This window comes from Micromonospora sp. PRAS1 (assembly GCF_059553435.1).
Genome location: NZ_JCANNB010000024.1, coordinates 42,923 through 65,916, shown reverse-complemented (window position 1 = coordinate 65,916; position 22,994 = coordinate 42,923). Strand labels below are relative to the sequence as shown.

Here is a 22,994-nt window from a genome sequence, read left to right as displayed (position 1 = left end):
CTCGGCCGGTGAGACCGGCGGCCTGCTCAGCCCACCCGGGTGAGCAGGGTCACCGGAGCGCCGTCCCCGGCGTAGCGGTACGGCTCCAACTCGGCATCCCAGGCGGTGCCGAGCGCCTTGTCCAGGGCGTGCGCCAGCGCCTCGGGCGCCCGCGCGGCGGCCATGATGCTGCGCAGCCGGTCCTCGCCGAGCTGAATGTCACCGGCGGCGCCCACCGTGGCCCGGAACAGCCCGCGCCCCGGGACGTACATGAAGCGCTCACCGTCGGCGCCCGGACTGGGTTCCTCGGTGACCTCGAAACGGATCATGGGCCACTGCCGGAGGGCAGCAGCCAGTTCGGCGCCCGTCCCCGGACGACCGGACCACCCGCACTCGGCCCGGCGGGCGCCGGGATCGACGGGTTGAGCAGTCCACTCCAGGTTGACCGGCGCGGCGAGGACGCGCGCGATCGCCCACTCGACGTGTGAGCACACGGCGAGCGGGGTCGAGTGGACGTATACGACGCCACGCGTTGGCACGGAGACCTCCCGGAGAGCGAGGTGCGTCTTCCCCTACGACCTCACCCGACCGGGCTCTTGCTGGAACACATGATGACTGCTGTGACGGATGGTGCGCCAGGGAATCGGGAAATCCGCCGCTCGGAATACCCGGACAGGTGACTGCGGTTCCACCACGTGACGCCGCGGTGACCAGCCGGGATCGTGGGTCGTGTACAGTTCCATCGGCGGCCTGTGCCGCGTAAGCCTTCGCGGGGTCACCTCCTCCGGTGCCACCCGCACAGCCCCCGGACGTTCCGTCCTCCGTACGTCTTGCAAGGAGTACCTCCGTGGCGAGCAACACCTCTAAGACCGCGCGCGCGTCAGTCCGGGCCGGCCAGGCTGGCCAGGGTGGCGCCCTCAGCGTGCTGGGTGAGTTCAAGTACCTCATCCCGCTCAACGGCGGCAAGCACGCCTACGTCCGGAACCTGACCAACGGCAAGACCGCGCACCTGCGCACCGACTCCGAGGCCTTCGTCGAGGAGATCCGGGTGCTGGCCGCCGCCGGGCACGCCGCCAAGATCCGGGCCGAGATCAACAGCCTCAACGCCGCCCACCCGGGCGACGGCTGGGACGCCACCGAGAAGCGCCTGGTCGAGGCCGGCGTCTTCGAGGGCTGAGCCCCTCCAGGCAGTATCGCGAACGCCCGCCGGGTACGCCCGGCGGGCGTTCGTCGTCCCGGTTCAGGCGGCCGTCGTCCCGGATCAGGCGTTCGTCGTCGCGTCGGATCAGGCGTTCGTCGTCGCATCGGATCAGGGCGGGTCGAGGAGGGTGACCTCGCCGGTCGCCAGGTCGTAGAGGGCACCGCTCACGGCGACCCGACCGGCCCGCAGCGGTTCCGCCAGCAGCGGGTCACCACGCAGCGTGGCCACCGTACGGCGGACGTGCCTGCGGATCGCCAACGGCTGCACCTGCGGTTCGTCCAGCCCCACCTCGGCCACTGCCGGCGCGATCCGGTCCACCAGATGGGCCAGGGCGCCCTGCGGGCGGCGGTCGCTGCGCAGCGCATCGATCGCGGCGTCGATCGCGCCGCACCGCTCGTGGCCCAGCACCATGATCAACGGTACGCCCAACACCTCGACCACGTACTCGATCGAGCCGAGCACCACCCGGTCCAGCACATGCCCGCCGGTGCGGATGACGCAGATCGAGCCGAAGGTCTGGTCGAAGATCGCCTCCAGCGGCACCCGGGAGTCGATACAGCCGAGCAGGACCGCGTACGGCTGCTGGTCACCGGAGGCGCTCGCCGCCGCGGCGGTCACGTCGTGCCCGTGCACCGGCTGGCCGCTGACGAAGCGCCGGTTGCCGGCGAGCAGTTCGGCCAGGGCCGCCCGGGGCGTACCGCCGCGCGCCCGGCCCGACGTTCCGGTGCGTACCGCCCGCGACACCGCCATGGCTCCAGCTTGGTCGGGCCGGCCCGGGCGCGGAGACGGTTGGCGAATCTTCCGCTCGTCCCGGTTCGCGTGGTGTCATGACGGGTAGCCGGTGTTACCACCGGGTATCCCAGGTGTTACGCATCCGCGCGGCCGTGGGGAGGTGGCCATGCCAGAGCCCGTCGAGGTACGGCTCTCCGACGACGTACGCCTGCACGTGGAGGCCAGCGGACCGACCGATGCCGAGGTCACGGTGGTGCTGGTGCACGGCTGGACGTTGGACGGGCGGAGCTGGCACCGGCAGCTGAGCGCCCTGCGGGAGAGGTTCGACTCGGTCCGGGTGGTCGCATACGACGCGCGCGGACACGGCCGCTCCAGCTGCATGACGTTGCCCACCGCCACCCTGGCCCAGCTCGGCGACGACCTGGCGGCGGTGCTTGACGCGGCGGCGCCCACCGGCCGGGTGGTGCTGGCCGGCCATTCGATGGGCGGCATGACGATCATGGAGTACGCGCACCGCCACCCCGACCACTTCGCCCGCCGGGTGGCCGGACTGGTCTTCGTCTCCACCACCGCCGAGGGGCACACCCACACCGTCTACGGCCTGTCGCCACGGATCGCCCGGTTGATCCGGCTGGCCGAGACCACCGGGGCCGGGGTACTGGCCCGCTGTGGCGCCTGGCGACCGCCCCGGGCCCTGCTGCGGGCGCTGCGCCCCAGCATCCGCTGGATGCTCTTCGGCGAACGCTGCGATCCCGTCGACATCCGACTGGTCACCTCGGCTGTCGCCCGTGCCTCGCTGCGCTCGATCGGCGGCTTCCGGGCCTCGTTCGGCGCCCAGCACCGGTTGGCGACGCTGGCCGAGCTGGCCCACCTACCGGCCGCGGCCCTGGTCGGCGACCGGGACCGACTCACCCCGCCGCCGTGCGCGGAGTCGATCGCCGCCGCGCTGCCCGCCACCGAGCTGACCGTCTGCCCCGGTGCCGGCCACATGCTGATGATGGAGCGCCCCGAGGAGGTCAACGCCGCCCTGGGCGGCGTACTGCGCCAGGTCCTCGCCGCCGCACCGGCCCGCGTCGGCCCTCGCCGCCGACGCCGCCCCTGACCGGGGTCCTTCCGCCACCGCCGACGTTGCGAAGGTGCCCTTCCGGGCACCTGTTCGGCGGGGCGTAATCTCGTGCGGTTGGCCGGGCGGCGTCACGAGGAGAAGCGAGCGGTGGATCAGAGCACCCTGGATCAGGAGATCGCCGTCGAGCAACGGCATCTCGACCGGGTGTACGCGCGACTGGCCGAGCTGCGTCAGGCCGCGGTGCGGGCCGAACGGGACGGCTACCGGCTGGCCCGGGTCGGTAACTTCGGCGCCCTGGTCGAGCGGGACGCGATGGTCTTCCACGCCGCCCAGCGGCGTCATCTGCTCGACGCCGAATACGAGGGACTGGTCTTCGGCCGCCTCGACCTGCGCGACGGGCAGGTGCTCTACGTCGGGCGGCTCGGCATCCGCGACGAGGACGCCAGCACGCTTGTGGTGGACTGGCGGGCGCCGGCCGCTGCCGCCTTCTACCAGGCCACCCCCGCCGAGCCGCTCGGCGTGGTGCGCCGCCGGACGATCCAGTCCAGCGGCGAGCGGGTCACCCGGATCGAGGACGACCTGCTCGACCCGGACGCCGCGCCGCCGGAGATGCCGGTGGTGGGCGACGGTGCCCTGCTGGCCACCCTGTCCCGGACCACCGGCCGGGGCATGCGCGACATCGTGGCGACCATCCAGCGGGAGCAGGACGAGGCGATCCGTTCCCCCGGCTCGGGAGTCACAGTCGTTTCGGGCGGTCCGGGCACCGGCAAGACGGCTGTGGCGCTGCACCGGGCCGCGTACCTGCTCTACGCCGACCGCAGCCGGTACGCCGGCGGCGGCATCCTGGTGATCGGTCCCTCCTCGGTCTTCGTCGAGTACATCGCCTCGGTGCTGCCGTCACTTGGCGAGGAGACCGCCACCCTGCACTCGCTGGGCAGCCTCTTCCTCGGGGTGGCCGCCACCCGTACCGACAGGCCCGAGGTGGCGGCGATCAAGGGCTCGCTGCGGATGCGCAAGGTGCTGGAACGGGCCGCCCGGGACGCCGTGCCCGACTCGCCGGCCGAACTGCGCCTGCTCTACCGGGGGCAGCTGCTGCGGCTGGAGCGCAGCGAGCTGGACGCCATCCGGGACCGGGCGTTGCCCCGGGGCGCCCGCCGCAACGAGGTGCGCCGGGCCGGCTTCGACGGGGTGCTCGCCGCGCTCTGGACGCAGGCCCGCCGGCTGGGCATTTCCGGGCTGCCGGAGCAGCGTGCCTTCGAGGACGAGCTGATCGACCGGACCGACTTCCGGGACTTCCTCAAGGCCTGGTGGCCCCGGCTGCACCCCCGGCACGTGCTCGGCTGGCTGGCACATCCGGACCGACTGCGCCGCTACACCGCCGGGCTGCTCTCCGGTGCCGAGACCCGGCTGCTCGGTCAGGCGTACCGGGAGTCGGCCGAGCAGGGGCCGAGCGTGGCCGACGTGGCACTCCTCGACGAGTTGGACGCGCTGCTCGGCAAGCCGATGCGCCCGGCCCGCCCGAAGCGCGACCCGTACCAGCTGGCCGGCGGGGTACGCGAGCTGAGCACCTTCGCCGACCGGCAGCGGGCCGCCCGGCAGGCGGCCCGGGAACGCCCGGAAGACTACCGGGACTACGCCCACGTGGTGGTCGACGAGTCTCAGGACGTCTCGCCGATGCAGTGGCGGATGATCGGCCGACGCGGCCGGCTGGCCTCCTGGACCGTGGTCGGCGACCCGGCGCAGACCGCTTGGACCGGTGATCCGCAGGAGCTGGCCAGCGCCCGGGACCGGGCGCTGGGCCGGCGCCGCCGGCACCGGTTCACGCTCACCACCAACTACCGCAACTCGGCGGAGATCTTCGCGGTGGCGGCGGCCGAGATCCGCCGGGTGTACCCGGATCTCGCGCTGCCCACGGCGGTCCGCACCACCGGGGTCGACCCGGTGCAGCTGACGGTGCCGGCGGCAGAGCTGGCGAGCACCGTCGCGACGGCGACGAGCACCCTGCTCGACGAGGTCGAGGGCACCGTCGGGGTGATCACGCCGGTGCCGCGCCGGGACGAGGTCGCGGCCTGGCTCGATGGCCTCGGTGGGGAGCGCCTACAGGTGGTGACCAGCCTGGAGGCCAAGGGCATGGAGTACGACGGGGTGGTGCTTGTCGCGCCGGGCGAGATCCGGGCGGAGCCCGGTGCCGGGGTACGCACCCTCTACGTCGCCCTGTCCCGGGCCACCCAACGGCTCACCACGGTCGACCCGACCGGCTGACCAAGTCCGGGAAAATTGCCGCCTTAGTGGCGTTATGTCTGATTTACTGGTGAACGAGCCAGTACCAGGAGTCACAGTGGCTGCAACAGTCACACCAGCCCCGGTACGCTCGGACCCGGCCTCCGCCAGGCGGCACCCACCGGTGCCGGCGGTGGTCGCCGCCTAATCGCCCGCCAGGGCGAGCCGGGGAACCATGTTCCTGGGGTGCATCCGCACACGCGGTAGGGATCTTCCGTCCCGAACCCGTCAGCTAACCCGGTCGGCGGCTGACGGAAGGACATGTGCATGCCAGCAGTGGCAACCGTGAGACCGGCCGCCCGGATGGCGGCCCTGACCGCCGCGGGGCTCGCCCTCGTGTTGAGCGTCACGCTCGCACCGTTCAGCCCCGCGGCCGCCGCGCCACCACCGTTGCGCGCGGCAGCCCCCAGCGACGTGGACGACGAGGGTGGTACCCCGGCGCTGCGCGCCCAACTGGAGGCGGCCAGCAAGGGCTATCTCGACGCCAAGACCGCGCTGGACCGCTCGGTCAAGCGGCAGCAGGAACTGGCCAGACGGCTCGACGCCACCGAGGAGCAACTCGGCGACCGCACCGCCAAGGTGGCCGAGATCGCCGCGCAGGCGTACCGCACCGGTCGGCTCGGTGCCGCGTCGGCGCTGCTGAACAGCGGCACCCCGGCCGGCTTCATGGACCGGGCGGCGGCGCTGGACGTGGTCGCCGCCAACGAGGACCGCGCGGTGCGCGAGCTACAGGCGAGCTGGGACGAGATCCGCCAGACCAAGCGGGCGCTGGACATCGAGGTCCAGGAGGAACGCAAGCAGGTCGCCGTGATGGCCAAGCGCAAGGAACAGGCCGAGCGGGCGCTGACCGTCGCCAACGAGCGGGCCGAGGCGGCCGAGCGCGCCGCCGAGGCGGCCGAGCGGGCCACCCGGGCGCCGACGAGCACCCGGTCGTCCAGCCCCACCGCCAAGCCGGCGCCCCGCAACGCCAACGGCTCGTGGCCGAAGGAGTCGTGCAGCGTCAACGACCCCACCCCGGCCAACGGCTGCATCACCCCGCGTACGCTGCACGCGCTGAACCAGGCCAAGGCCGCCGGCTTCAAGCGGTACGTCTCCTGCTACCGCTCCGGCGGCTCGGGTGAACACCCGAAGGGTCGGGCCTGTGACTTCGCCGCACAGAAGAACGGCTTCGGCGGCGCGGCCACGGGTGGCGACCGGACGTACGGCAACAACCTGGCGGCGTACTTCGTGAACAACTCCGACCGGCTCGCTGTGCTCTACGTGATCTGGTACAAGCAGATCTGGCTGCCCAGCAGTGGGTGGAAGACGTACAGCGGCGCTCGCGGCGACCCGTCCAGCGACCACACCAACCACGTGCACCTCTCGGTCTACTGACGAAGGACCGGCACGCCGGGTGGGTCGCCTCGCAGGGGCGACCCACCCGGCGTCGTTTCCGCCTCCGCCCGTCGCCGTGCGCCGTCGCGTCACGTTGGTTACCGTCCTTGCAGTAAGCGGACATTTCGTCGTCGCCAGCGGGAGGAACGGTCATGGACAGGTGCCAGCTGTGAGCGGGCGGGTCATGGTGTTCGCACCGACGCCACTGCTCACCGTCACGATCGACCAGCCGAACGACAACCCCGAGCTGCACCTGCATCCCGGCGGCCAGGGCGTCTGGCAGGCCCGGATGGTGCTGTCGCACGGCGTCGACGTCGTGCTCTGCACGGCGCTCGGCGGCGAGATCGGGCAGGTGTTGAAACCGCTGCTGGTGAGCGAGGGCGTCGACCTCAAGGTGGTGACGCGCGACTCGGGCGGCAGCGGCGGGTACGTGCACGACCGCCGCGAGGGCACCCGGCAGGAGATCGTCGACGTGACCGGCCAGCCGTTGAGCCGGCACGAGCTGGACGAGCTGTACAACCTGGCCCTCGGCGAGGGGCTGCGCGCGGCGGTGAGCGTACTCAGTGGCCCGAACGATCCGTCACTGGTGCCCGCCGACCTCTACCGCCGCTTCGCCGCCGACCTCGGCGCCAACGGCAGCCGGGTGGTGGTCGACCTCTGTGGCGAGCACCTGAACGCCGTACTGGACAGCGGGGTCTTCTTCCTCAAGGTCAGCCACGAGGAACTGATCGCCGACGGGCGGGCGGCCGGCGACGAGGCGGAACAGCTAATCGCCGCGATGCACGAGCTGCACGCCTCCGGTGCCGAGAACGTGGTGGTCAGCCGGGCCGACCAGCCGGCGCTGGCGCTTGTCGAGGGCGAGGTGTTCGAGGTGCTGATGCCGCGCCTGGAGGCCGCCGATCCGCGCGGTGCGGGCGACTCGATGACCGCCAGCGTGGCGGCCGTGGTGGCCCGGGGCGGCGACGTACGCACCGCCATCCGCACCGGCGCGGCGGCCGGCGCGCTGAACGTCACCCGGCACGGGCTGGGCACCGGCCGGCTGGATTCGATCACCGGCCTGGTCGACCGGGTCCGGCTGGAGCCGGCCGGCACCCAGCCGCAGCAACGCACCACCCCGGACGAGCTGGCCCAGCGGGTGGCCGGGCGATGACGCTCCGGATCCTGATCACCAACGACGACGGCATCAGCGCGCCCGGCATCCAGGCGCTGGCCCGTGCGGCGGTCGAGCGCGGGCACGAGGTGGTGGTGGCCGCGCCGCTGGAGGAGGCGAGCGGCACCAGCGCCGCGATGAGCGCGGTGGAGCAGGACGGGCAGGTGGTGGTGCACGAGCACCCGCTGCCGGAACTGGACGGGGTGCCCGCGTTCGGGGTGGGCGGCACCCCCGGCTTCATCGCGCTCATCGCCGTACACGGTGCCTTCGGGCCGCCGCCGGCGGTGGTGCTCTCCGGGATCAACCGGGGCGCCAACGCGGGGCGCGCCGTGCTGCACTCCGGCACGGTGGGGGCCGCGTTCACGGCCGCCGCCAACGGCTGCCGGGCCATGGCCGTCTCGCTTGACGTGTTGTCGATTGGCGAGGCCACCGCGGCCAGCGGCGGCGCCGCGGTGGCTGCCGCCGCCCGGGTACGCGACGCCGACCGGCACTGGTCGACCGCCGCCCGGGTCGCGCTGGACCTGCTGCCCCGGCTGACCGCCGGGCCGGTGGAGAGCGTGCTCAACGTCAACGCGCCGGACCTGCCCTTCGAGCGGCTGCGTGGCGTCCGCCGAGGCTCCCTGGCCACCTTCGGTCAGGTACAGATGACCGTCGCCGAATCCGGCCACGGATTCGTGCGTACCGCGCTGGAGGAGCCGGGTGAGGTGGTGCAGCCCGGCACCGACCTGGCCCTGATCGCCGAGGGTTACGCATCGGTGACGGCGGTCCGGGCCGTCACCGAGGCGGTCGGCGTCGACCTGTCGGATCTCGACGCCGGCTGAGCACGCCGGGCCGCGTCTTCTGGATCTCGCCGAGTCGAGATCTGGGCTAGGCGCCGGGCAGCACCTCGGGAGTCGCGGCGGCACCGGCGTAGTAGGGCTCGGGAGCGCCGAAGAGGCCGAGCAGTCCGGTCACCCAGAGCTGCCGGTGCACGAACCGACTCGGCTCGGTGACGACCAGCTTCACGCCACTGACCTCGGCCGTCTGGAAACCGGCGACCATCGCGCTGATGCCCACCGAGTCGATGAAGGTGACCAGCCGCATGTTGAGCTCGATCCGGGCCGGGCGCCCCTTGGCCAGCACTTCGGCGATTGCCTCTTTCACCTCGTACGCGGTGTCGACGTCAATCTCGCCCCGCGGGGCGATCTCGATGACACCACCAGGCCGAACCGTTTGCAGGATCGACAGGCTCACGCGAGCACCTCCACTCGCCCGTCCGACGGGCGCCTCATCAGTACGCGGGCCGCGACCGAGAGTATTCCTCCAACGGCCTCGGTCGCCACCCCTCGGGATGAGCAATTCGCGAACGCGGGCGCGCCAAAAGCCCCACGTCCGGACCTTCCAGGACCAAACTACCCGACGCCGGATGGGGTCACCCGCGCCGCCGAACCAGGGTAGCGGGCTGACGCCGGACCGGCAGTGATCCGGCGTACCGGCGTGCCCGCCGGCCGGACCGGCACTGGGCTGGCCACGGGCACCGTTCGGGCAACGGGCGCCACTGGTGCGGTGTGCCTAGCATCACCGTTGGACCGGACGAACGAAAGGACGATCGATGCTTCGCAGACTTGCCGCGCTGGCCGGTGTCAGCGCCCTGCTCGCCCTCGTACTGGCCTGCGGATTCGGCGGCGGGGATGGTGACGACGATGACGATGACGACGACTTCGCCCGCGCGGCGACCGTCGCCGTCATGACCGGCTGACCGCGGGCGGCCCGAGCGGGTTTGCGACGGCACCCGGTGGGGCACAGCTTGCCAGGCGAGCCCCACCGCACCGGGCAAGCCGCCGAGGAGGTCTGATCTGGGCACCGGCCTCGGCACGTCGAGGAGGGAACCCACATGTTCGGAACCAACCTGCTGGAGCGCCGCAGCACGCCGGAGCGGATCGCGGACCAGGCGTGGCAACACCTCGTCTCGGCCGTCAACACCGCGGGCGACAGCATCCGCGACACCGCCCGCTCGGCCCGGCACACCTCCGCCGGCCTCGCCGACGACGCCGGTGACCTGGTGGGATCGGCCGCCGACGAGGCGCGCCACCGGGCCACCCTGGCCTTCGACGCGCTGGCCGGACGCCGTCCCGCGCTGCCCTGGACGCTGCTGATCGGCGCGGCTCTGGTCGGCGCGGCGATCGGCTGGGCTGCGGGCACCGCGGCGCGGGCCGCCGGCAGCCACGACCGTGCCGTCGACGACATCGAGTTCGTCGACGTCCAGCGCCCCAACGACGTCTAGCAAGATGAAAGGAAGGGCCCCCTGTTAACGCCTGGTGCATAGCAGGGGCCCCCTTTTAACGAGTTGCACAGCGAGTAACGAGTTGCACAGCGAGAGCCCCGCCCGACTTCACCGGTCGGACGGGGCCCGTGTCGCTGGCCGCGGTGGGTACGGATCAGCGTTTGGCGCAGGTGACTGTGGTCGGCACGGCGTTGCTGCCGGTGGCGCTGGCGAGGAAGCCGACGGTGCCGGTGGCACCGGGGGCGAGGGCGCCGTTGTAGCCCGCGTCCCGCACCGAGACGGTCGCGCCGTTCTGGGTGTGGGTGCCACCCCAGAGCTGGGTGATCTGCTGACCGTTGGCGAACGTCCAGCCGATGGTCCAGCCGCCGATCGCCGAGGTGCCCGAGTTGCGCACCACCACCTCGCCCTGGAAGCCGCCGGGCCAGGAGCCGACGATCCGGTAACTGGCGGCGCATCCCCCGCTGCTCGGCGGCGGGGTGGTCGGCGTCGGGGACGGTCCGGTGGGCGTGGGTGTCGGGGACGGGCCGGTGGGCGACGGCGTCGGGCCGGTCGGGCTCGGTGAAGGGCCGGTCGGCGTGGGGGTGGGATTCCCACCGACTCGGTCCGCCACCAGGATGCCCCGACCGTTGGTGCCGAGGTAGACCCGGCCGTAGACCCGGGGATCGCCGGTGAGGGCGTCACCGGCGTTGCCGTACTGGTGCTGGTCGTCGTTGATGCGTACCCAACTGGCACCGACGTCGTCCGACCGGTACACCCCGTGCTGGCCGCCGACGGTGCCGAACAGGTACAGCGCCGGGTACGTCTGGCCGGGCGCCGCCCGGCCGAAGCCGATGTTGCCCGCGGTGCTGACCGTTGTCGATTTGCTGAAGGTCGCGCCGGAGTCGGTGGAACGCCACAGCCCGCCCTGACCGGCCAGCCATATTTCACCCTCCCGACCGGGCAGGGCCTTGAACCGGACCTCGCCGGTGCTCGGCAGGCCGGACGCGGCGGAGGCGGTGAAGCTGGCGCCGCCGTTCGTGCTCACGTAGAACCGGCCGCCGCTGAAGCCGTAGAACTTGTTCGGGTTGACCCGGTCGGACTCGACTGTCGCGTTGGCCGGGATGCCGGTCGACGCGGTCCACGAGTTGCCGAAACCGACCGAGCGTACGACCTGCTGGCCGGCGTCGCCCGGGGCCCAGACGAAGCGGCTGCCGTCGGCCGCCGCGGCGACCGTACCGCCGTTGTTGATCCCGCCCGGCTCGGTGCCCTGGAACCAGTTCGCCCCACCGTCGGTGGAGAACGCGACGTGGCTGTCGTTGGGCCGGTCGGCGTCGGTGAAGTTGCCGGCCCGGACCATCACCGACGGGTTGGCCTCGGCGAAGTCCAGGCTGGTGGTGCTGGTGAAGACCGGCTGGGTGAACATCGCCGGCGGTACCGCGTCGAGGTTTGTGTGCCGGAAACCGCCGATGTCACCGAGTGCGCTGACCAGCGGAGCGCCCGACGGCGGGCTGACCAGGTCGAGGACCGCGGTCTCCTCCAGGCCCTTGACCATGGGCCGGATGGTGACCGTGCCGCCGGTGTCCCACCGGGTCAGGTCGGTGCTGCCGTAGATGGTCGCGCCGGTGCCGTACATGAACCGGTTGGAGTCGTGCGGGTCGATCTCGACCGACTCGTTCATCCAGCCGAGCTTCGGCGTCTCCTCGGGCGGCTGCGGGTTGACGCCGAAGGTCAGCCACGGTACCGAGCTGATGTCCATTGTGTACTTCTTGACCCGTTCCGGGTAGCTGCCCCAGTCCCAGATCCGGCTCCAGGTGGCACCGCCGTCGGTGCTCCGCCAGAAGATCGCATCCGGCCACCAGGAAATCTGGGTGGCCACCATGAGGGTGTTCGGTCGCTGCCGGTCGATGGTCAGGCCGCTGTAACCGAAGGACGCGTCGGAGCTGCTCGACGGGACCGGGCTGATCCGCGTCCAGCTGCCGGTGGCGCGGGTGAACTTCCAGACGTCGCCCTTGCCGCCGTCGTACGGGCCACCGGTGTCACTGGTGGCGATGTAGAGGTGACCGCCGACGTGGTCCACCACGCCCTTGTGCGCGAGATAGCCCGTTGGCTGGCCGGGCACCCGCTCCCAGGTGCTGCCCCCGTTGGTGCTGCGGTAGACCGGGTTCTGCTTGTCCGCCACCCCGACGTAGATGGTCTGCGTGGTGTTGCCCGGCGTACCCGTGGACTTGTCGAAGGCGACCCAGGTCACGCCCTGGTTCTGGCTCTGGTAGCCGGTGCTGTCGTTCGGATCCGCGGCGTAGTTGCCGACGTTCGGGAAGTTCGTCACCTTGGCCCAGGTGGCCCCGTGGTCGGTGCTGCGCCAGAGCCCGTTGCCGCCCTCGGCGCCGTAGTAGACGACGCTGTTGCGGTTCGGGTCGACTGCCAGCCGCTCCCCCATGCCCCGGCCCGGCATGTTGCCGCCGACCTTGAACGGCAACTCGAACGCCTGCCAGGTGGCACCCCGGTCGGTGGAGCGCAGGATCGCGCCGTTGTTCGGGTCCCAGTCGTTCGTGTACATCCCGACGGCCGCGTACACCCGGTTGGTCTGCACCGGGTCGGTGGCGAGGCTGAGCACGCCGTTCCATCCCCACCGGTCCGCGTCGACCCAGTCCAGCAGCGGGATCCAGGACTGGCTGCTCTGCTCCCAGCGGTACGCGCCGCCGATGTCGGTCCGGGCGTAGATCAGGTTCCGCTCGGTGGGGTTGAAGACGATGCCGGGGACGAAGCCGCCGCCGTCGATCCGGACGTTGCGCCAGGTGTACGCCTCGGCAGCGGCGCTCGGTGCCGAACTCGCGTTGACCGGCACCGCCAGCACGGCCGCGCCGGCAGCCAGCGCGGACACCACCGCGCCGACGAAACTTCTCCGCATCTGCGCTTTTCCTCTCGGGGGACGCCCCTGCCCCCGCACGGGGGCGGGCGGACGTAGCGGAACACCTGGCGGGAGTTGCCCTGACTCCGCCACCGGCGCGACGGCTCCCGCACCCGAGGAATGCGCTTACCCTAACCCTCCCCGGCGACAAATGGAAGCGCTCCCAGCGCTTCGCCCGGTCCGGGTGAGGCCGGGTCACCCGAACAGCCACCAGCGTCGGCTACGGCGGCCCTGAACTGCTGGTCCGCCACCGGACGACCCGCCCCGGACGGTTGTCGGCTCGACCCAAAACGCGGTTGTCCGGACGGCTCGACCAGGACGCCGGTACCGCGCGGCGAGGAAGGAGCGACCCGATGGCCGACATCCGCACGATCAACCGCACCGACCAGGACATCCGATCCGCGGTGCTCGACGAACTCGACTGGGAGCCCCGGGTAGGGGCACACGAGATCGGGGTGACCGTCGCCGAGGGCGTGGTGACGCTGGCCGGACGGGTGGACAGCTACGCCAAGAAGTGGGCGGCGGAGCGGGCCGCGCACCGGGTCAAGCAGGTCCGGGCGGTCGCCAACGATCTGACCGTACGACTGGTCACCGGCGTGGAACGGGCCGACCCGGAGATCGCGATGGCGGTCGACCACGCCCTCCAGTGGCACGCGTTCGTGCCGGTCGAGCAGCTGGAGATCACGGTTTCCCAGGGTTGGGTGACCCTGCACGGCGAGGTCGAGTGGGAGTACCAGCGCCGCGCCGCCGAGCAGGCGGTAGGCCAGCTGACCGGGGTACGCGGGGTCAGCAACGGCATCCGCGTCCGACCTGCCGTACGCCCGGACGGTGCCCGGCTGGCTCAGCGGATCGTCGACGCCCTGGCGCGCCACCGGGCCACCGACGCCGAGCAGGTCACGGTGCGCGTACACGGCGACACGGTGCTGCTGACCGGGTTGGTGCACTCGATGCCCGAACGCGCCGAGGTGGAGCAGGTCGCCTGGTCCGCTCCCGGCATCCGGGAGGTCCAGAACCACATCGCGGTCGCACCGGTCCTGCACTGAATCGGCCCCCCGTCAACGCTCGACGGGGTGAACCACCTGGGTCGGGTGAGTCGTGCTCACCCGGGTCGGTACGACGCTGGACGGTATGACCGATCGGCTGAGCACGCCGCTGCGGGTCACCGCGCGGCTGCGTACACCCGTCACGGGGGACGACCATGTCCGAGGGCCGGTGGACGCACCGGTGACCCTCGTCGTCTACGGCGACTACCAGTGCCCGTTCTGCGGCCTGGCGTACGCGAACCTGCGGGAGGTGCTGCGGCAGCGGGCCGAGATCGTTCGCCTGGTGCACCGGCACTTCCCGATCGCGAACCTGCACCCGTACGCGGAACGGGCGGCCGAGGCGGCCGAGGCGGCCGGCCGGCGGGGTCGCTTCTGGGACATGCACGACTGGTTGTACGACCACCAGGACCAACTGGACCCGGTGCACCTGACGCTCGGCATCGAACAGCTCGGCCTGCCCGTCGCGGAGGTGGATGCCGAGATCGACCGGCACGCGGGCGGTGACCGGATCCGGCACGACTTCGTCGGTGGCATCCGCAGCGGCGTGGACGCCACCCCCACCCTCTTCGTCAACGGCGCCCGCCACGACGGCGACCTCTCCACACCCACCCTGCTGACCACCATCGACACCACTCCCCTCCCCTGACCTGGGGATGCTCAGATGAGGTGGAGGTCGCGGGCGCGGCGGACGGCGTCGCGGCGGCGGGTGGCGTCGAGCTTGCGGTAGATGTTGCGCACGTGGGTCTTGACGGTGTTCACCGAGACGGACAGCTCCGCCGCGATCTCCACGTTGGACAGGATGCTCTGCAGGTAACGCAGAATGGTCAACTCCCGCTCGGTGAGTGGCTCGTCGAGCGGCGCCACGGACGCGCCGGTCGGGGCCCGCTCGGCCGGTACCTCGACGGCTCGGACCAGGTCGCTGACGAAGGACCAGTGCGCCGTGCCGGCGTCGAGCCGGGCGGCGAGCAGATCCCGCAGCCCTGGCTCGCCCCGGGTGAACGGCCGGCGGTAGCCGTCCGGGGCGGCCAGGTCGAGCGCCCGTTCCATGGTCCGCCCGGCCCGGCGGTCGTCGCCGTCGCCCACGGCGAGCAGGGCGTCCAGCAGGACAGCGTCGAGGCGTACCGGTAATGGCCAGTCCGCTGCCGACGCGGCGGACCAGTCCGGTAGCAGGCCGGCGGCGGCACGCGCATCACCGGCCCGCAGCTCGAGCCGGGCCGCCGCGACCGCCAATGCGGCCTCCGCTGCCGGGTCGGCGACGGCCAGCTCGCGGGCGCGCTGCGCTCCCGGATGGGCGGCCAACAGGTCGCGGGCACGCTGCGCGTCACCGCGCGCGCCGTGCAGGTCGACCTCGGCGGCCAGCAGCCACCCGGCCGGCTCGCCGAGGCGCTGCGCCCACTGGGCGCGGGCCGCCACCAGCAGCCGGTGGCCGGCGCTCAGGTCACCCTCGTCGTAGCGCAGGTACGCGCGGCACCAGCCGGCCACCGCGCCGGCCAACGGCTCCCGGCTGGCCTCGGCGGTGAGCCCCAGGTTCGCCTCCGCCTCCGCCGGCTGGTCCCGGTGCAGCGCCACCAGGGCCAGCGCCAGATAGGCGTACCCGCAGTCGACAGGCGCCGACCAGCCCTGGCAGGGCGGTAGGGCCAGCGCGCCCCGGGCCGTCTCCTCGGCCGCCCGCAACTCTCCCCGTACGGCGCTGAGCAGGGCCGAGCGGCTGGCGCAGACCAGCTCGGTACGGGTCCGTCCCGCCTGCCGTGCCGCCGCCAGCGCCGCCGCGAACCCGGTAGCCGCCGCGCCCAGGTCACCCGCGTCCAACGCGAGCAGGGCCAACGCGGTACCGGCCACCGCGCGCACGTCGGCGTCCTCGCCCGCATCGGCCCGTGGCCCGCCAACGGTGGCCGGCGCAGCAGCCGGGACGTTGGCCGGCGCAGCAGCCGGGACGGAGGACGGCGCAGCAGCCGGGACGGAGGACGGCGCAACAGCCGGGACGGTGGTCCGGGTGGCAAGCAGTCGGGTGGCGGCGGCGCGTACCGCCTCGGCGTCGCCGGCCGACTTAGCCAGGACAAGTTCGACCACGGCGACCAGCCGCCCGAACCGGGCCCGGCGCGGTTCCGGCAGGGATCGCCCGTGCGTCGCGGCCAGCCGCAGGTGTTCCCGGGCCGCGTCGGCGTCGCCGTCGAGCGCCCGCTGGGTGGCGGCGGCCAGCGCGAGTTCCGGGTCAGCCGCCAACGCCTCCGGCGCAGGCAGCGCGGACGGCGCGTCGGTGCGGACGATCCGGTCGTACGGCACGAGTTCCGGCCACCGGGTGACGAACAGGTCGGTGGCGCCCGTCCAGTCGCCAGCGGCGAACGCGTGCCGCAGCGCGTCGACCGGCCGGCCGTTGCCGCCGTACCAGCCCGCCGCGCGCAGGTGCAGCTCACGCAACTCTTCGGCCGGTAGCCGGCCCAGTTCACGGCGCAGCAGGTCGGCGAGGAGCGGCGGGCACCGGTACCACGCCGGGCGGCCACCGTCGTGGTGCAGCAGGCCGGCGTTCTCGGCGAGACCGCTCAGCCGGGTCTCCGCGTCCGCGCCGCCGGTGAGCGCCTCGGCGAGCCCGGCGCAGATCGTGTCCGCGACCGCCGCCCGGCGCAACAGCTCACGGTCCGACGGCTCCAGTCCGGCGAGCACCTCCTCGCGCAGGTAACCGGCCAGCTCCGGCTGGTCCGCGCCGAGTTGGGCGATCCAGCGCTCCGGGTCCGGCTGGTCACGCAGCGCGAGCGCGGCGATCCGTACCGCCGCCGGCCAGCCCTCGGTACGCTCCCCCAACCGTCGTACCGCAGCTGCCGGCATCGCCACCTGATGCGCGGTGAACAGATCGGCGATCTCGTCACCGGTGAAGGCCAGTTCATCCGGACCGATCTCGGTCAGCTCCCCGGCCAACCGCAGCCGCTGCACGGCCAGCGGCAGCCCGGCACGGCCCGCCGCCACCAGGCGTAGCCGCTGCTCGGTGTGGCGCAGCAGGAACTCCAGGCCGGTCAGCGCCGCCGGGTCGGTGATCCGGTGCAGGTCGTCCAGGATCAGCACGGCCGGCCGCTCCCGGGCGGCGAGGGCCGCCGCCAGCACCTCCAGCTCATCCGGTCGCGGGGCGCGGTCGGGCACCGGCGCCACGGCGGCCGGATCCCCGCCGGGATCCGCGACCGAACGCAGCGCCGCAGCCAGGTACGTCCAGAGCCGGTCACTGTCGTCACCGATCTCGACGGAAACCCAGGCCGATGCCGGGGCGGCCGGATCGGCCCCGACGGCCCGACGCCAGGTGGCGAGCAGCGTCGTCTTGCCCCAGCCCGCCGGGGCGCGGAGCAGGGTCACCGGTCGGGCCACCCCGTCGTCGAGCAGCCGGGCCAACCGGGGCCGCAGGACGACCGGCTCGGGCAGCACGGCGGGCGCCAGTCGGGACGCCAGCAGGGGCGGACCGGCCGACGTCCGGGCCGGCTCGACCCGGACGGTGCTGCGGTCATCCGGCATCCGGCCCACCCCCACGGACGCGATCCCTCCCCGGTCCTGCGGCCGGCGGTTACCCCACCCGGACCGGTTCACCCCTTCCGGGGGAACCCGGTTCACCCGCGAGCCGGACGACGGCACCGGACGCGGCCGTCCCGGCAGCCGGCCCGGCTCGGTGTTCGGCCTGCTCACAGGCGGGGTGAGTAGGCGTGGGAGGCGGTCGACGCAGCGGAGTGGGATGATCGCAAAATGGCTGCGGATCGGGCGTACGACATCGTGTTGTTCGGGGCGACCGGGTTCACCGGCGGGCTCACCGCGGAATACCTGGCCCGGCACGCCCCGGCCGGGCTGCGCTGGGCGATCGCCGGGCGTAACCCGGACAAGCTGGCCGCCGTCCGGGACCGGCTGGCCGCCATCGAGCCGACCCTGGCCGGGTTACCGCTGCTCACCGCCGACGTCACCGATGCGGCGTCGCTGCGCGCGGTGGCCGCCGACGCCCGAGTGGTGGCCAGCACCGTCGGGCCGTACGTCCACCATGGGGAGCCGCTGGTGGCGGCCTGCGCCGCCGCCGGCACCGACTACCTCGACATCACCGGGGAACCGGAGTTCGTCGACCTGATGTACCTGCGGCACCACGCCGAGGCGGTACGCACCGGAGCCCGGCTCGTGCACGCCTGCGGCTTCGACTCCATCCCGCACGACCTGGGCGTCTGGTTCACGGTCAAGCAGTTGCCCGACGACGTGCCGATCACCGTCGACGGGTACGTGCGGGCGGGTGGGCGGTTCTCGGCCGGCACGTACCACTCGGTGCTCACCGCCATCTCGCGTGCCGGCGAGGCGTCCCGGGCCGCCCGCGAACGCCGAAGCGTCGAACCTCGCCCGGCCGACCGCCGGGCCCGCGCCGTGCCCGGCCGGCTGGCCCGGTCGCGGGACCTGCCGGTCTGGGCGGTACCGCTGCCCACGATCGACCCGCAGGTGGTCCGCCGCTCGGCGGCGGCCCGCCCGGAGTACGGCCCGGACTTCCGCTACCGGCACTTCGCCGCGGTGAAGCGGCTGCCGACCGTGCTGGCCGCCGGTGCCGGGCTGGGCGCCCTGGCCGGGCTGGTGCGGCTGCCACCGACCCGACGGTGGCTGCACGGCCGGCTCGCCTCCGGCCAGGGGCCGAGCGCCGAACAGCGGGCGAAATCGTGGTTCCGGCTCCGCTTCGTCGGCACCGGCGGCGGCCGGCGGGTGGTCACCGAGGTGGCCGGCGGCGATCCCGGCTACGACGAGACCGCCAAGATGCTCGCCGAGTCGGCGCTCTGCCTGGCCCTGGACGACCTGCCCGCCACCTCGGGGCAGGTCACGCCGGTCACCGCGATGGGCGACGCCCTCCTGCACCGCCTAACCGCCGCCGACATCACCTTCCGCGTACTGGACGAGGCAGTGCCCGCTACGGAGGACGCCTGAGGTAGCGGTTTGACTCTCTACCAGGTTGAGGCGGCAGGATCTCGGGGGTGGAGAGCGACCTGCGCAGCATCGGCGAACTGGCCCGGGCCAGCGGGCTGACGGTCAGCGCCCTGCGGTTCTACGACGCCGCCGGGGTGTTGGTGCCGGCCTGGGTGGACCCGGTGACCGGGTACCGCCGGTACACCGACGACCAGGTGGCGCCGGCCCGGCTGGTCGCCGGGCTGCGCCGGGTGGGCATGCCGGTGGCCGAGATCGCCCAGGCGGTACGCGCCGAACCCGCCGCCGTGCACCGGCTGCTCGACGCGCATCTGCGCCGGCTGGCCGACGGTCTGGCCGACGCGCGTCGCGAGGTGTCCCGGATCCGTTCGCTGCTCCCCGCCGACCAGTCGCCGACGGCCACCGAACTGGTGCTGACCGGTGCCGACCTGGCCGCCGCCGTGGACGCCGTCCGCTTCGCCGTCGGCGCCGATCCCGAGCTGCCGGCGCTGGCCGGGGTGCTGTTCGACGTGACGGAGCAGGGCGTACGGCTGGTCGCCACCGACCGGCACCGGCTCGCGGTGACCTGGGCCGACGCGGTGGTCCGGGGTCCGGCGGTACGCACGCTCCTGCCGGTGACCGCCGTGGACGAGCTGCGCCGGCTGCTGGACCGGGCGGCGACCGAGGTGCGGTTGACCGTCCTCGGGGCGCAGGTCGTCGCCGAGGTCGCCGGTGGTCGGCTGCCGATCACCCCGTTGCCGTACGACTTTCCGGACTATCACGCGTTGTTGCCGGGCGCGGGCGACGGCGGCCCGACCCGCCGGGTCGCGGTGGACGCCGAACGGCTGGTCGCCGCGCTGCGGGCGGGCGGACCGACCCTCACCCGGCAGTACGCCGGCCGGCCGCTGCCGGTGACGGTGCTCGGCCTGCGCGGCCCGGATGCGGTACGCCTGCTCGGCCCCGACGACCTCAGCCGGGCCGATCCCGCTGAGCTGCACGTCGGCGTCAACGGTGACTACCTGCTCGACGCGCTCGACGCGGCCGGCCATCCGCGACCGGTGCTGGAGCTGGAAGGCCCGACCACCCCGCTGGCCATCCGCCGGCCGGACGACGAGGTCGCCTTCTCCATCCTGATGCCCATCCGGCTGTGAAGCCCTGCCGCGGATCCGCCGCTGCGGCCCCGGTGCCGGCCCGATGCCCCTTCACCGCCGCTGCGGCCCCGGTGCCGGCCCGACGCCCCTTCGCCGAAGCCGGCGCCGGCCGTTGCCGAGCCGTCGCCGAGGCGAGAGGTGGGTGCGGGGGGCCGGGCGTTCCGGGCACGGCGGTAGCATCCTCTGGTCGGTCCGAGCGACGGAGGCGTACGGAGCAGCATGCTCGACATGGAGTTGATCCGGAAGGATCGCGACGCGGTGGCGACCGCGCTGGCAAAGCGGCTCGACGCCGCCGAGGTCGACCGGGCGCTGGACGAAATCCAGCAGCTCGACCGGGATCGTCGCCGGCTGATCAGCGAGATCGACGGCGAGCGCCAGCGCCGCAAGGCCGAGGCTCGGGCGTACGCGCAGGCCAAGCGGGCCGGTGTCGAGCCGCAGGTGGCCGACGAGGCGGGCCGCAAGCAGGTCGCCGAGTTGGAGGCCGAGCTGGACGAGGTGCAGTCCCGGCTGCGTACCGTGATGAGCGAGCTGCCCAACCTGCCCGCCGACGACGTGCTGCCCGGCGGCAAGGAGGCCAACCGGGTGGTGAAGACCTTCGGCGAGCCACCGGCGATCGAGAAGGTCCGCGACCACGTCGAGTTGAGCCGGATGCTGGGCCTGGTCGACCACGAGCGCGGCGTCAAGCTCGGCGGATCCGGTTTCTGGATGTACACCGGCGTCGGCGCCCGGCTGGAGTGGGCGCTGATCAACTGGTTGATCGAACGGAACATCGAGGCCGGGTACGAGTTCCTGCTCCCGCCGCACCTGCTGCTGGACACCGCAGGCTTCGCCGCCGGCCAGTTTCCCAAGTTCTACGACGATGTCTACCACCTGGACCGGCAGTCCGCGCCGCGCGGGCAGTTCCTGCTGCCCACCGCGGAGACGGCGATTCTCGGCGCGTACCAGGACGAGATCCTGGACCCGGCGAAGCTGCCGCTGAAGGTGTTCGCGTACACCCCCTGCTACCGGCGGGAGGCGGCCGGTTCACACTCGGACGAGCGCGGCACCGTCCGGGGGCACCAGTTCAACAAGGTGGAGATCTTCCAGTTCACCCTTCCCGACCAGGCCGACGCCGCGCTGGAGCAGATGGTCACGCACGCGGAGAGCCTGGTCGAAGGGCTGGGCCTGCACTACCAGCGCAGCCTGCTCGCGGCCGGTGACTCCAGCGCCTCGATGCGCAAGACCCTCGACATCGAGGTCTGGATGCCGAGCACCGGCAAGTACAAGGAGGTCTCCTCGGTCTCCTGGGGTGGTGACTACCAGGCCCGCCGGGCGGCGATCCGCTACAAGGAGCCGGGTGGCAAGCAGACCCGCTTCGTACACACTCTCAACGGCTCGGCGTTGGCGACCAGCCGGCTGTACCCGGCGATCCTGGAGCAGTTCCAGCAGCCCGACGGCTCGGTGCTGGTGCCCGAGGTGCTCCGGGACCGGCTCGGCACCGACCGCCTCACCCCCCGCTGACCGTCGATCGGGGGCCCTTCCTTCGCAGCCAGGCGGTGAGCAGCAGCGCGGCGAGGAGGAGGGCGAGCACGGTGGGGCCGGCGGTGTCGAGGGTGCCGGCGAGCCAGCGCTGGATGCCGGCGGCGGTGGTCACCACCGGGTCGGTGAGCGCGTCCCGGCGGCCGGCGAAGAGCCGCGCCTCGTACCAGCCGTACCAGGCGACGTAGCCGCCGGCGAGCAGCAGCACCAGGCCGCTGAGCCGGGGTGCCCAGGCGCCGGCGCCGCGCAGCCGGGCCACCACCTCGCCGCGCACCAGCGCCACGCCGAGCGCGGCGACCGCCACCACCAGCCCCATGCCGAGGGCGTACGCGCCGAACAGCGCCAGCCCGCGCAGCGGCGAGCCGGCCTGGAGGCTGGTCACCACGGTGGCCAGGAACGGCGCGATGGCGCAGCCCAGCGAGGCGACCGCGTACGCCATGCCGAAGAGCACCATCGACGGCAGCGTGCGGGTCAGTCGCGGTGCCCGGGCCAACGGGCGCGGGGTGGGCAGCCGCCGGCCGGCGAGCAGCCAGCAGCCGAGCGCCACCAGCAGCAGTCCCAGGCCGACGGTGAACCAGGGCAGCCGGGGCCGCAGCCAGCCGGCGAGCGGGGCCAGCGCAAGTCCGAAGGCACCGAACACCAGCACGTACCCCAGGGTCAGCGCGCCCGCGGCGGTGAGCGCCCGCCGGATCGCGCCCCGGGTGTCGGCGGCCCCGGCGACCAGCAACGACAGGTACGCCGGCAGCATCGCGAAGCCGCACGGGTTGACCGCGCCGAGCATGCCGGCGGTCAGTGCCAGCAGCAGCGGCGCCTCCATCAGCCGGCCAGCGCGGTGACCCGGCGGGTGAGGTCCTCCCCGTCCAGCCAACCCTGGTGGATCACCTTGCCGTCCCGGTCGATGATCACGAAGGTGCTCTGCTCGACGACCTCGAAGCGTCGCCAGATCGCCCCCTCCCGATCATCGAGCTGCGGCACCGGTTCGAGCTCGAACTCGGTGACGAAGTCGGTCATCGCCTTGTGCTCGCCGAGCCCGGCCACACCGATGATCGGCACGGTGTCCCGGAAGCCGGGCGCGATCTCGGCCACCGTCCACGCCTGGCTGGCGCAGGCCGCGCACCAGGGTGCCCAGAACCAGAGCACCGCCGGGCGGCCGGCCAGGCTGGCGCCGTCGAACGCCGCGCCGTCCAGGCGCTTACCGGTGAACCGGAGGGTCTCCGGCACCGGCCCGGGGCTGGCCGGCCCGGTCGAGGGCGAGCCAGTGGCACCGTCCGCCGGGATGGTGGCGGCCGGCGTGCCGGCCGGCGGGGCCGCCTCGGCGACCGGGTCGGCAGCGCAGCCGGCGGTGGCCAGCACACCGACGAGCAGTGCGGCGGCGATCGCGCCGGTGGAACGTCCCGTCGTGCCTGCCGACCTCATCCGCGTCTCCTTCGGTTCGCTGCGCCGGTCCGGGCGCT

General features: G+C 73.1%; 20 protein-coding genes and 1 riboswitch. Of the genes, 13 read left to right on the top strand and 7 right to left on the bottom strand.

Annotated elements, in window-relative coordinates; all coding sequences use genetic code 11:
• Window positions 1-26 precede the first annotated feature (26 nt).
• Window positions 27-518: a DUF3145 domain-containing protein gene (locus AC507J_RS21605; RefSeq protein ID WP_496290992.1), complete on the bottom strand. Its 492-nt coding sequence runs from the start codon at window positions 516-518 to the stop codon at window positions 27-29.
• Between the two features lie 308 nt (window positions 519-826).
• On the opposite strand from AC507J_RS21605, the gene AC507J_RS21600 reads away from it, so the two are divergent.
• Complete coding sequence (locus AC507J_RS21600; protein ID WP_341717082.1) at window positions 827-1,156, top strand: hypothetical protein; 330 nt, start codon at window positions 827-829, stop codon at window positions 1,154-1,156.
• Window positions 1,157-1,288: 132 nt separating this feature from the next.
• On the opposite strand, the gene AC507J_RS21595 is transcribed toward AC507J_RS21600, so the two are convergent.
• Window positions 1,289-1,930, bottom strand: coding sequence for a carbonic anhydrase (locus AC507J_RS21595; RefSeq protein WP_496290991.1), 642 nt, complete (start codon window positions 1,928-1,930; stop codon window positions 1,289-1,291).
• A gap of 148 nt (window positions 1,931-2,078) precedes the next feature.
• Here AC507J_RS21595 and AC507J_RS21590 point away from each other — a divergent pair, with 148 nt between their 5' ends.
• The 5 genes from AC507J_RS21590 to surE all read left to right on the top strand — a co-directional run bounded on the left by AC507J_RS21590 (window position 2,079) and on the right by surE (window position 8,603).
• Window positions 2,079-3,014, top strand: coding sequence for an alpha/beta fold hydrolase (locus tag AC507J_RS21590; RefSeq protein WP_496290990.1), 936 nt, complete (start codon window positions 2,079-2,081; stop codon window positions 3,012-3,014).
• A 111-nt stretch (window positions 3,015-3,125) separates the two neighbouring features.
• Window positions 3,126-5,240, top strand: a complete 2,115-nt coding sequence (locus AC507J_RS21585; protein WP_496290989.1) for a HelD family protein — start codon at window positions 3,126-3,128, stop codon at window positions 5,238-5,240.
• Between the two features lie 149 nt (window positions 5,241-5,389).
• Window positions 5,390-5,521, top strand: a riboswitch (cyclic di-AMP (ydaO/yuaA leader).
• Between the two features lie 4 nt (window positions 5,522-5,525).
• On the top strand, window positions 5,526-6,632 hold the full coding sequence (locus AC507J_RS21580) for a coiled-coil domain-containing protein (protein WP_496290988.1): 1,107 nt from the start codon (window positions 5,526-5,528) through the stop codon (window positions 6,630-6,632).
• A 169-nt stretch (window positions 6,633-6,801) separates the two neighbouring features.
• The gene (locus tag AC507J_RS21575) at window positions 6,802-7,782 is read left to right on the top strand and encodes a 1-phosphofructokinase family hexose kinase (protein WP_496290987.1); all 981 of its coding nucleotides are present in this window, start codon (window positions 6,802-6,804) and stop codon (window positions 7,780-7,782) included.
• Entirely contained in the window at window positions 7,779-8,603 is an 825-nt protein-coding gene (gene surE / locus AC507J_RS21570) for a 5'/3'-nucleotidase SurE (RefSeq protein WP_496290986.1), read from the top strand. The genes AC507J_RS21575 and surE overlap by 4 nt, the downstream gene beginning before the upstream one ends.
• A 46-nt stretch (window positions 8,604-8,649) precedes the next feature.
• Here the strand turns inward: surE and AC507J_RS21565 are convergent, their stop codons facing one another.
• Entirely contained in the window at window positions 8,650-9,015 is a 366-nt protein-coding gene (locus AC507J_RS21565) for an STAS domain-containing protein (RefSeq protein WP_111218982.1), read from the bottom strand.
• A gap of 358 nt (window positions 9,016-9,373) precedes the next feature.
• Between AC507J_RS21565 and AC507J_RS21560 the strand changes: the two genes are divergently transcribed.
• Together AC507J_RS21560 and AC507J_RS21555 are read left to right on the top strand one after the other, a co-directional pair.
• Entirely contained in the window at window positions 9,374-9,520 is a 147-nt protein-coding gene (locus AC507J_RS21560; RefSeq protein WP_496290985.1) for a hypothetical protein, read from the top strand.
• A gap of 135 nt (window positions 9,521-9,655) precedes the next feature.
• Window positions 9,656-10,045 (top strand): hypothetical protein, encoded by a 390-nt coding sequence (locus tag AC507J_RS21555; protein WP_496290984.1) that lies wholly within the window; start codon window positions 9,656-9,658, stop codon window positions 10,043-10,045.
• Window positions 10,046-10,199: 154 nt separating this feature from the next.
• On the opposite strand, the gene AC507J_RS21550 is transcribed toward AC507J_RS21555, so the two are convergent.
• The gene (locus AC507J_RS21550) at window positions 10,200-12,932 is read right to left on the bottom strand and encodes a cellulose binding domain-containing protein (protein ID WP_496290983.1); all 2,733 of its coding nucleotides are present in this window, start codon (window positions 12,930-12,932) and stop codon (window positions 10,200-10,202) included.
• Window positions 12,933-13,285: 353 nt separating this feature from the next.
• Between AC507J_RS21550 and AC507J_RS21545 the strand changes: the two genes are divergently transcribed.
• Window positions 13,286-13,975 (top strand): BON domain-containing protein, encoded by a 690-nt coding sequence (locus tag AC507J_RS21545; RefSeq protein WP_496290982.1) that lies wholly within the window; start codon window positions 13,286-13,288, stop codon window positions 13,973-13,975.
• Window positions 13,976-14,072: 97 nt separating this feature from the next.
• A complete protein-coding gene (locus AC507J_RS21540; RefSeq protein ID WP_496291026.1) occupies window positions 14,073-14,621 on the top strand; it encodes a DsbA family protein in 549 nt (182 codons plus the stop codon).
• 11 nt (window positions 14,622-14,632) lie between these two features.
• On the opposite strand, the gene AC507J_RS21535 is transcribed toward AC507J_RS21540, so the two are convergent.
• Window positions 14,633-17,566: a helix-turn-helix transcriptional regulator gene (locus tag AC507J_RS21535; RefSeq protein ID WP_496291025.1), complete on the bottom strand. Its 2,934-nt coding sequence runs from the start codon at window positions 17,564-17,566 to the stop codon at window positions 14,633-14,635.
• Between the two features lie 129 nt (window positions 17,567-17,695).
• Here AC507J_RS21535 and AC507J_RS21530 point away from each other — a divergent pair, with 129 nt between their 5' ends.
• From AC507J_RS21530 to serS, 3 genes are all read left to right on the top strand, one after another.
• Complete coding sequence (locus AC507J_RS21530) at window positions 17,696-18,895, top strand: saccharopine dehydrogenase family protein (RefSeq protein WP_496290981.1); 1,200 nt, start codon at window positions 17,696-17,698, stop codon at window positions 18,893-18,895.
• A 47-nt stretch (window positions 18,896-18,942) separates the two neighbouring features.
• Window positions 18,943-20,022: a DNA polymerase III subunit beta family protein gene (locus tag AC507J_RS21525; protein WP_496290980.1), complete on the top strand. Its 1,080-nt coding sequence runs from the start codon at window positions 18,943-18,945 to the stop codon at window positions 20,020-20,022.
• 219 nt (window positions 20,023-20,241) lie between these two features.
• Entirely contained in the window at window positions 20,242-21,522 is a 1,281-nt protein-coding gene (gene serS / locus AC507J_RS21520) for a serine--tRNA ligase (protein ID WP_496290979.1), read from the top strand.
• Here serS and AC507J_RS21515 read toward each other — a convergent pair.
• Window positions 21,509-22,357, bottom strand: coding sequence for a cytochrome c biogenesis CcdA family protein (locus AC507J_RS21515; protein ID WP_496290978.1), 849 nt, complete (start codon window positions 22,355-22,357; stop codon window positions 21,509-21,511). The two genes, serS and AC507J_RS21515, sit on opposite strands and share 14 nt — an antisense overlap.
• Window positions 22,357-22,956: a redoxin domain-containing protein gene (locus AC507J_RS21510; RefSeq protein WP_496290977.1), complete on the bottom strand. Its 600-nt coding sequence runs from the start codon at window positions 22,954-22,956 to the stop codon at window positions 22,357-22,359. Before AC507J_RS21510 ends, AC507J_RS21515 begins: the two co-directional genes overlap by 1 nt.
• Window positions 22,957-22,994: the final 38 nt, after the last annotated feature.

Coding starts and splice junctions, on each gene's coding strand:
- AC507J_RS21550 (WP_496290983.1), bottom strand. CDS start 12,932: ATGCGGAGAAGTTTCGTCGGCGCGGTGGTGTCCGCGCTGGCTGCCGGC.
- AC507J_RS21530 (WP_496290981.1), top strand. CDS start 17,696: ATGGCTGCGGATCGGGCGTACGACATCGTGTTGTTCGGGGCGACCGGG.
- AC507J_RS21560 (WP_496290985.1), top strand. CDS start 9,374: ATGCTTCGCAGACTTGCCGCGCTGGCCGGTGTCAGCGCCCTGCTCGCC.
- serS (WP_496290979.1), top strand. CDS start 20,242: ATGCTCGACATGGAGTTGATCCGGAAGGATCGCGACGCGGTGGCGACC.
- AC507J_RS21545 (WP_496290982.1), top strand. CDS start 13,286: ATGGCCGACATCCGCACGATCAACCGCACCGACCAGGACATCCGATCC.
- AC507J_RS21515 (WP_496290978.1), bottom strand. CDS start 22,357: ATGGAGGCGCCGCTGCTGCTGGCACTGACCGCCGGCATGCTCGGCGCG.
- surE (WP_496290986.1), top strand. CDS start 7,779: ATGACGCTCCGGATCCTGATCACCAACGACGACGGCATCAGCGCGCCC.
- AC507J_RS21595 (WP_496290991.1), bottom strand. CDS start 1,930: ATGGCGGTGTCGCGGGCGGTACGCACCGGAACGTCGGGCCGGGCGCGC.
- AC507J_RS21555 (WP_496290984.1), top strand. CDS start 9,656: ATGTTCGGAACCAACCTGCTGGAGCGCCGCAGCACGCCGGAGCGGATC.
- AC507J_RS21580 (WP_496290988.1), top strand. CDS start 5,526: ATGCCAGCAGTGGCAACCGTGAGACCGGCCGCCCGGATGGCGGCCCTG.
- AC507J_RS21510 (WP_496290977.1), bottom strand. CDS start 22,956: ATGAGGTCGGCAGGCACGACGGGACGTTCCACCGGCGCGATCGCCGCC.
- AC507J_RS21590 (WP_496290990.1), top strand. CDS start 2,079: ATGCCAGAGCCCGTCGAGGTACGGCTCTCCGACGACGTACGCCTGCAC.